At 61.0% G+C, this 9,125-nt stretch carries 2 protein-coding genes; one reads left to right on the forward strand and one right to left on the reverse strand.

Translation table 11 applies throughout. The features are described from left to right. Positions 1-186: 186 nt before the first annotated feature. Positions 187-1,062: a LysR family transcriptional regulator gene (locus IEX53_RS23210; RefSeq protein WP_308429170.1), complete on the forward strand. Its 876-nt coding sequence runs from the start codon at positions 187-189 to the stop codon at positions 1,060-1,062. A 13-nt stretch (positions 1,063-1,075) separates the two neighbouring features. Here IEX53_RS23210 and IEX53_RS24235 read toward each other — a convergent pair whose 3' ends face one another. After that, positions 1,076-8,440 carry an autotransporter outer membrane beta-barrel domain-containing protein gene (locus IEX53_RS24235; RefSeq protein WP_188826544.1) on the reverse strand — a complete coding sequence of 2,455 codons (7,365 nt, stop codon included), beginning with the start codon at positions 8,438-8,440 and terminating at the stop codon, positions 1,076-1,078. Positions 8,441-9,125: the final 685 nt, after the last annotated feature.

The raw sequence follows: 9,125 nt of genomic DNA on the forward strand, positions 1-9,125 counted from the left end.
CAGCACATTCTTAGGTGCTGTCCAACTCGTCGCTGCGTTCATAACCCTCAAATGACGACACGCCCTAGCCTCCTCACCAGCAATGATTTTGAATCACAATTTAAACCGTTGGGGAATCCCCTCAGCGATTCACTTTATGGCTGACAGACTCTAGCGAGCGAACCTTCGAATATAAATATCGACGATATCGAGGTTTTTGTCGCGGCGGTCGGCGCCGGCAGCCTGGCGGAGGCCGCGCGGCGGCTCGGGCTGACGCCGATGGTCGCCACGCGCCGTCTTTCCTCGCTGGAAACAGATTTGGGCATTCGGCTGCTCCATCGCACCACGCGATCACTGGCGTTGACGCCTGAAGGCGAAATCTTCCTACCCTATGCCGAGGCGCTGCTGGAGACCAAACGGGAGGCCTTGACGCGGCTGCTTTCCGAGACCGGCACAGCGGTGGGGCTGTTGCGCGTTTCCGCCTCGGTTGCCTTTGGAGTCAAATTCATAGCGCCTATTATTCCGAAGATTCTGGAGAATAATCCGGACATGCGCATTTCGCTGGACCTGACCGACAGCGTATCCGATCTGGTCGCTACCGGCACCGATCTCGCAATCCCCATCACTCGCCTGCGCGACAGTAGTTTGATAGCGCAAAAGCTTGCCGACAGTCCTCGCGTGCTCGCCGCCAGCCCCGAATATGTCGCGAGGCATGGCCTTCCCGCCACGACGAGCGATCTTGTCCATCATGGCTGCCTGCCATTGTCGGGCATTACCCATTGGACGTTTCTGGCGTCGGGAGGCGAAAGACAGGTACGCCTGGGTGGACATTTCTCCTCCAGCTCAATTCAGGGCTGCCATGCAACCTGTCTTGCGGGTGGTGGCATAGTGCTTCTGTCCGCCTGGTATCTTGCCGAAGATATTGAGGCGGGACGCCTCATAAGCTTCGAACTGGAGGATGCGACGCCGGAACCGTATAATATCTGGGCCGTCTACCCTACGACCCGGCTGGTCCCGCAGAAGGTGCGGGTTTTTATCGCCCATTTGCGCGAAGCCCTGACGGAGGCAGGGCTTCGCGTGTGAGGATCTGCTTCGCCTACCACTTCACCTTCAGCCCGATATTCCCATTCAGCCTGTAGCTGTCGGCGAAGTGTTCGAGGCTGGTGTCGATGGTGACCTCGCCATAGAGGGCATATTTGCCGTCAGCCCAGCTATAGGTGCCGCCGCCGCCGATGCCGCCCCAGTAGCGGTCGTTCTGGGTGGCGAAGAGGACGTCCGATACCTTGATCTTGGTTGCCCTGCCGAATTCGTGGGAGAGGTTGGCGATGGCGTAGAGGTCGGCCTGGGTGAGCCTGCCTTGGCTGTCGCGCCAGGCCTGGCTGTAATCGGCGGCCAGCCCGAGCCGGCCCTTCAGGCTCTGGGTCTCATCATGGGTGACATGGGCGTTGAAGCTGTCCCAGAAACCGTCGAACCGCACCGCCGACCAGGTGAGTTGCGCCTGCGGCGTCACCGACCATTCCGGCGTGATGGCGACCCGCTTGCCCGCTTCCAGGCTCAGCGCATAGCCGAAGCCGTCGATCTCGCTGGCGAGCGTGCGGCGCGCCGTATCCGAAGTCAGGTCGCTGGTATAGAAGGTCGTCTGCGCGACGGCGTCGGCATAAACACCGTCATCGCCATACCAGGTCAACGTGCCACCAAAACCGTATCCATTGGCGTCGACGCCGCCCTGACCATGCACCGAGCCCATATTGGCCTTGGCATAGCCGTAATGCATGGTGAGGCCGCCGATCAGGCTGCCGCCAGCCGTTTCATAGAGCTTCCCGTCGATGCCGGCCTCCATGCCATAGGTATTGGTGTTGTATCGCGTGGCGCTGGACGAGTAGCTCGGTTCGAACCGGCCATGCGCACCCTCGATACGGCCCCAGACATAGGTGTCTGTGCTGATGTCGCCGCCGGGAGCTGCCGCGCCTTGCCCCTCGCCTCCGCTTGCCTGGCCCGCGCCGCTACGGTAGCGGCTGCCTACGCGCTGGCGCAAGGTGCCAACCTCGTTCAGTTCCTGCAGGACCTGTGCGTAGGCCTCGTAAACGGGTACGCCTGGTTGATAGAGCGGCGGCGGCGGTGGCGGTGGGGGCGGCGGATTGCAGTTGGGCCCCTCGCAGGGTGGAGGTCCAGGGTTCTTCAGTTCCGACCGTAAATACCAGTCGCCGTCAGCCGAGGCGTCGGCGCTGCCGGTGCTTCCCTTGGGCCCCTTGATGAGCCGGTAGGCGTAGGCGCCCGCCACCACTGCCGGGTCGCCCTGGGTGGTGGTGAAATCGCCCTTCAGCGTAAACACGCCGTTGGAAGCGCCATCGACATCGACAACCTTGATGCCGTTCGCGGTGGTCTGTGCGCCCGTGCCCCCTGCATTCTTCACCTGCAGGAAGCCCGTGCCCGCAGTGTCTCCCTTCACGTGGAGGAGGTCTGTCGGTGAATCGTCCTTGCCGAGCACCGTGTTGAGATGGATGGTGCCGTCCTGCGCGGTGTAATTGCCGGTCACGGTGAGCGTTGTTCCGGCGGTGCTGGTGGCATTGTCACCGATCCATACATCGCCGGCATTGACGAGGCTTGCCAGAGTCTGGATATGGCCCCGCATGTCCAGCGCGGCGCCCTTGTCGACGGTATAGTCCGAGTTCGGGCTGAACGCATTGTCCTTTGCCGCGGCAAGCCTGCCTTTCTTAACATTGGTGGCGCCGGTGTAGGCGTTGGCGCCGTCGAGTATGGTGGTGCCGGTGCCGACCTGCTCGACCGTGCCGTTACCGCTTATGTCGTTGGCGAAAGTGAATTCGTCGTTGCGGTTGAACGCCAGCGTGCCGCCACCCAGGCCGACCTTGCTGGTGCCGAGGCCGCCCGCATTGCCGCCGTTGCCGATCTCCAGTGTACCGCCGCGATCAATCGTCGTGCCGCCGCTGAAGCCGGCATTGTTGTTGGTAAGGATGGTTGTACCAGCGCCGGTGCGCTCCAGCTTGCCAGCGCCGTCAATAACATTGCCGACGATTTGAGAGCCGGTGGTGTTGAACACCAGGGCTGCGTTGTTGGTGATCCGGCCGGTTCCGGCTGTTCCGGTCCCGTCAATCCGCAACGTTCCGTCGCCGATGGTGATCGGACCGGTATAGCCGCTGTTGGCATTGGTGAGGATCAGGGCGCCCTTCCCCGACTTGGTGAGCGGGCCGGTACCGGAGATTTCGCTGTTAATGGTAAGATCAAACGGCGTCGCGCCGTCGACGCCAGCGCCAGTCATGAACGTGCCGCCGGCACGGATGACCACGTTGCGCGTATCGGCAAGCGCGAATGTTGCGGTGTTCTGCAGCGTCCCGCCATTGAGAGTAAGCGCGCCGCTCTGGTTCCCAAGGCTGTCGTCCTCGGAGATCGAGAGCACGCCGCCATTTACCAGCGTACCGCCGGAATACTGATTTTTGCCATTCAGCACCAGCGTGCCGAGGTCCCCTTTTACCAACTGAATACTGTGCCCCGCGGCCTCCACCAGCGGCACGTCGATGGTCGTTGTCCAGTTCTTGCTGTTCGTCGAGCCATCGCCGACCCGGATCAGGAATTGTTCGCCGCTCGGCTGGGCCCCCGTTCCGCCGGGCCACATTGTCAGCTGATCGTTCGGCGTCTGTCCCTGGAGGACATAGCCGTCGGCGGTGAACTGCATGCCTGAAACATTGATCGCCCCAGCGGTCGTCGAATCGACCGTTACAGCGCAAGGGCAGTTCACCCCCCCTGTCGCCGTGAAGTGGACAAAGGCTTTGTCCGTATACCTGCCTTTGTCGCCTGCCTCATCTTCCCAGTTCTGGAGCGCGCTAGCCGGCCCCTGCCATACACCGCTGCCGCCTTGTCCGCTCGCTCCGGGAGCCCAGATGTTCAACGGTTCCGAACCCGCAATCTGGATGTACACTTGTTTATTCGCCCTGTCGTATCCCAGCTTCGCGCCGGGGGGCAAGTTCGATACATCGGTGAAACTGCCATTCAACTGGCCAGTGCCGGACGTACCAGCCGTCATGAGATTTGTCCTGCCGGTATAGAGCGTTGCATTGTTGTTGAGCGTGACCGTCAGCTTCGTGTTCCCGGGGTCGATCGTCACATTTCCACCGACATCGACGTCCAGCGCGTCCGCCTCGCTTTTACCGGCTGAGACATTGTAGACATATTCCACCGTCGAGTTCGGGTTGATGGCGAGATCGCCGCCGATGGAGAGCTTGACGTTGCCGCCATTGCTGCCGTCATCCTCCATGTGCAGCGTGCTGCCGCTATTCAACTGCACGGTGCCGTTGACCGTGCCTGCGCCCGCCAAGGTTCCGCCATTCATCGTGACATTTGAACCGGCCACGCCGTTGACATTTAGCTTGCCGCCCGTCACCGTCGCGGCTTGGGCGATCTTGCCGGTCTTGTCGATCTGCAGCGTGCCGCCCGAAACAGTCGCCGTCCCGGTATTGCCGGTTTGATTGCCCTGAATTATGAGCGTGCCGCTCGAGACGCTGGTATTGCCCGTATAGGTGTTGTCACCGGAAAGAACGGTCGTGCCGCCTTCCTGGCTGACATTGCCCGAGCCCGAAATCAAGCCGGCATAGCTTGTGCCGGCCGTAGTGCTGAAGTGGAGGGTCGAGCCGGTAGCGTTGAGGTTAACCGTGCTGTTGGAGGTGCCAATCACGCCCCTGCCACTCACCGTCAGGTCGCCCTCGTTGATCTGCAGAGTGCCCGCATAGCTATTGTTGCTGGTAATGATCAGCTGGCCAATACCTGTCTTGGTGAGCGTATTGCTGCCATTCAACTGGCTCGCGCCGCTCAGCGTCAGGTTGCCGTCCGTTTTCACAGTACCGTTGGTGGAGAGCGTCAGCGGGCCGTCATAAACTATGTTTCCAGGGCCGGTCTCGAGCGTGGCCGTTGGCTGATTGTTTCCAGCGGACGTATCGAAGGTGACGCCCCCCTTTCCCAGATTGGTCGCTGACGAGACTGACACAGTTCCATCGCCGATGATGATCGGCTGGGCAAAGTTTGCATTGTTGCCGCTGAGCGCCAAGGTGCCCTTGCCGATTTTCGTCGGTGTTTTCGCGCCCGCCAGTGTTCCGGCCAGCGTCAAAGTGCCCCCAGCGTCCACCTCGATCTTGGCGTCGCTGTTGAACGTCACCGTCCCGCCCGTGGTGGTGACCGTGCCGGTCGCAACCAGCGTCGCCGTGGCGCCATTACCGCCGGTGGAAGTATCGAAGGTGAGATTGTTGGGAAGCGCGCCATCCGTTCCCACCGACACGATGCCGTTTGCGATGGTCAGCGTACCCGCGAAACCGGCGGTGTTGCCCGTGTTGGAAAGCGCGAGCGTTCCCTGGCCTTTCTTCGTCAATGTGCCATTGCCGGTTATCGCGCCCGAAGCGGTGAGGGTCAAGCCGGCCTCTTGGAGATCGATGGCGCCGGAGCCTTTGCCCATGTCAATGCCGCGGGTCAGTGTGTTCTGCGCGTTGAAACTCGTGCCCGTGATCTGCAGCGTACCGCCCTGGAACCCTACCGTGCCGGATGCGACGCCGAGATTCTCGTCCTTCGCCACCTGCAGAATGCCGGCCCTCATGATCGTGCCGAGCGAATAGCTGTTGTTGCCGTTCAGTACCAGCGTGCCGCCATCGTCCTTGACCAGATACACTTGGCCGCTCGCCGGATCGTCGGTGAGGTCCACATTGACCGTCGCAGTGATCATGGCGTCATTCGTCGATCCCCGGCCCACGCGGAAGAATGAATAGGTCGGGTTCGAGGTGGAACTCGTCTGGACCAGCGTGATCTTGTCGGTGCCGGGTGTCTGGGCCGAAATGGCATAGCCGTCGACCAGGAACTGCATGCCGCCACTGACGATGGTGTTGCCGCCGCTCGATTCGACCTTCACGTTGCCCCCCGTCGTCTCGAAGATCGCCAGGCTTCCGGGCGTGTAGAAATTATTGGTCTTGCCGTCCATGGTCGCCCAGTTTTTATTGCTGGTTATGCTCTGCCATGTCCCGCCGCCGCCCGAGACGACGCCATCGTTAATCGTGGTCCCGGGATCCCAATAATTCATGGTGGCGCCCGTGGTATTGATGAGTTGAACCTCGTTATTGTTGGGCTTCCAGGTGTAGAATTGCGGGTTTGCCGTGCCGTCCACGGTCACGGTGTTGTTGAAATTGCCTGTTACCCCCGCGGTGGACTTGATGAGGCCGTAATGGCCCGGCGCGAGCTCGTTGCCTGGCTGCTGCTTGACGCTGACCGTCGCGTTGGAGTCGATCGTCACGGCTCCCGTCACCTGGATCTCCAGGTCATTTTCACTGATGGTCCCGGTCTTGGTGTAATCATACTCCATCGTCCCGCCGGCCTTGATGTCGAGCTTGCCCTTGAGCGTGAGTATGCTGGGGCCGGGCGTCAAATCCTGCGAGAGAAGCGTGCCGTTGGCGCCCACTTCCACGTCGCTGCCGATGGTGCCGGAACCGGCGAGGACGGCGGCGGTGGCTCCCGCCCCCCCGACGGTCACTTTGCCCGTTGCCCCGCTGTTGTCGCCGTTGATGATGAGCTTGCCTGTGCCGGTGACCGTCGTCGCGCCGGTATAGGTGTTCGCGCCGGAGATGACCTGCGTGCCGCCGCTGACCGTGAGGCCGCCCCCCGTGCTTTCTATCACGCCCGCGAATTCCGGGCCGGTGGACAGGCCGGTCGACAGGCCATTGGTGATTTCGAGCGTGTTGGCGCCCAGACTGACCGTGCCCGTATTATCGCCGGCGAGGCTTTTGATTTTCATGCTCGCCGCGCCGGACATATCGAGGATGGGGGCGGGAGTGGGAGGAGGAAGGCCCGCCGTACCCTGGGGAAGTTGCGCGTCGCCGACCGTCACGCTCGTGGGGTTGCTGAGATCGCCGGTAACCTGCAGCGTCCCGTCCGTGATTGCCCAGGGGATAGTGCCGGTGGTAGCGGAGGTGCCGCTTGCCACCCAGGTGGTGGAGTTATTCTTCACGATATAATCGAAGCCGGAAATATATTGCGTCGCGGCAAGGTCGAACGTATCGCCGTCAGTGCCCCCCAGCACGAATAAATTGCCCGTTCCCGTGGAGGTGATGGCTCCCGCCCCGATCGTGCTGGGCGTCGTTGTATCCCCAAGCATATAGCCCTTGTGGATCTCGAAAATATTGTTGTTGCCGCTGATCGACACCGTCGGGCCATAATTGGTGCCGTCCGTCCCGCCTAGTAATTGCCCTCCCGTGGTGATGACTTGATTATCGTCACCGGAAATCTCGATAGCCGATCCCAGATCATTTTGGGCGGCAGCCGCTCCTCCCGTTAAACTGTAGACATTCACCGTTATCACATTGTTGCCGCCGCTGATCTTGATAGCGGCGCCACCTTTTCCATTTCCATTCTGCGCCGTGCTCGATCCGCCCTGCCCCCCCGTAACAGTCGCACCTGGACCCACAAAGGAAATCTCATTGTAGGAACCGCTCACCACCATCGCGGCGCCTCCATCACCAGCCTTTCCAGTGGAGCCGCCATTGCCGCCACTGCCGCCGGTCACGTACCCAGTAATAGGGTTATCGAGAGTGATTGCTACCTTTTGTGTGCTGGTGCCTATGCTATCAAACCAGGCGCCGTCTCCGCCCTTGCCGCCCGTTACACCGTCCCCGCCTTTGCCACCGACAGCGTTAATGTCTGAGTTAGGCGTTAAAAAGTCCAATGCGGCGGTGCTTTGGTAAACCAGCCCCACGCCGCCCCCGCCGCCGCCGGCCCCGGTGCTCATGCCTCCATTACCCCCTATGAACTCGGTGGTCCCGCCTGTTTCAGGAACGAATTGACCGCTTTGAAAAACGAAGCCAACGCCGCCGCCGCCGCCGGCACCGGCATTGTTCAAGCCCCCGCCATCGCCGCCCTTGCCGCCTACCGCGTAAGTGCTTCCTGTAGGTTTATAATCGGGCCCGCCCGGGGTTTTGACAAAAGCCGCGCCGCCGCCGCCGCCCGCTGCATTGCCCCCAGTACCGCCCTGCGCTCCTTTACCACCGATTAGCTCCCAAACGGTGTTGGCAATGTCTGAATTGTTAATGGCGGGTGCGCCGCCGCCGCCGCCGATATTGCCGGTTCCGCCAGCTTGGCCATCGTGACCCGTATACATGCTACCATTAATATTAACGCTAGCGGGGGGCTGGCCACCGCAGCCGGGATTTGTGCCAGTGCAGTTTTGCGCGCCGCCGCCATTGCCGCCACCTTGCGCCGTGCCGTTGGTGGGCGGGCTCTGGTTGGGCGCGCCGCCGCCCGCGCCTCCCCCGAGGCTGCCGCCATCCCCCCCATTGGCGCCCCCGGCGCCCGCGCCGCCCGCGCCGCCGCCGGTCGCCGTTTGCGCGTATGCTGCGGGCGCGATGCCCGGCATCACGGCGGCGGTCGCGAACAGCAGGGCAAGCGCAGCCGTCACAGGGCGAGGAGCGATAGAACGCAAGAAAAATCCCGCACTGTTCCGCTTCCGCGCAACGGGCCGCCTCGCTTCTCGCCCTGCTTCCATCCGCACACCCAATGAATAGTTGCTTGCCTAACCACGCCAGCGGATCGGTCCTGGTAAATCGATAGTATATAAGTCTTACTCAAAAATAAAAAAGCAAGGCTTTTAATAAAAATCAATCCATTGCGCGAGTTATTCTTTATCCATAGCGAATATTTATTTCTTAGTTGCGATTTGATGCTTCAGATGGCCTGTAATTTCTTGATGGAACCATCGGGGCTCCGGCCAGCCATTCCGGTGCTGGTGACTGCAAATCAATGGCCAGAGCAGCAGTATGCCATGTCGAGCCCTAGATGGCGTTGGCGAGAGTGGCGCTTTTCAGGCTACTCCGACAGGCTCGCGTCTCATGTTTTAATTGGGGACCGGAGTTGTGATGGAGACGTGGAGGAATGGATCCGAGGGATGGTTCGGGGATCAATTGCCCCCAATAGTTGTAACGGCTCAATGTGAATACACGACCGTTTTCCATCAAAATATGAACCGCTCGAGTGTCGATCAGAACTCAACTGAAACGCTGTTTAGAAAAGGTGCGTAGCTCTGCCGTCACCCCCGGGCTAGCCCCACTGCTGTCCGGTTTAAATTTCTGGACAAGGTGCATGACATTGATTCTACTCGCTTTCAGACG

The sequence above is a fragment of the Paramesorhizobium endophyticum genome (assembly GCF_014640615.1).
In the GTDB taxonomy this organism is placed as follows: domain Bacteria; phylum Pseudomonadota; class Alphaproteobacteria; order Rhizobiales; family Rhizobiaceae; genus Paramesorhizobium; species Paramesorhizobium endophyticum.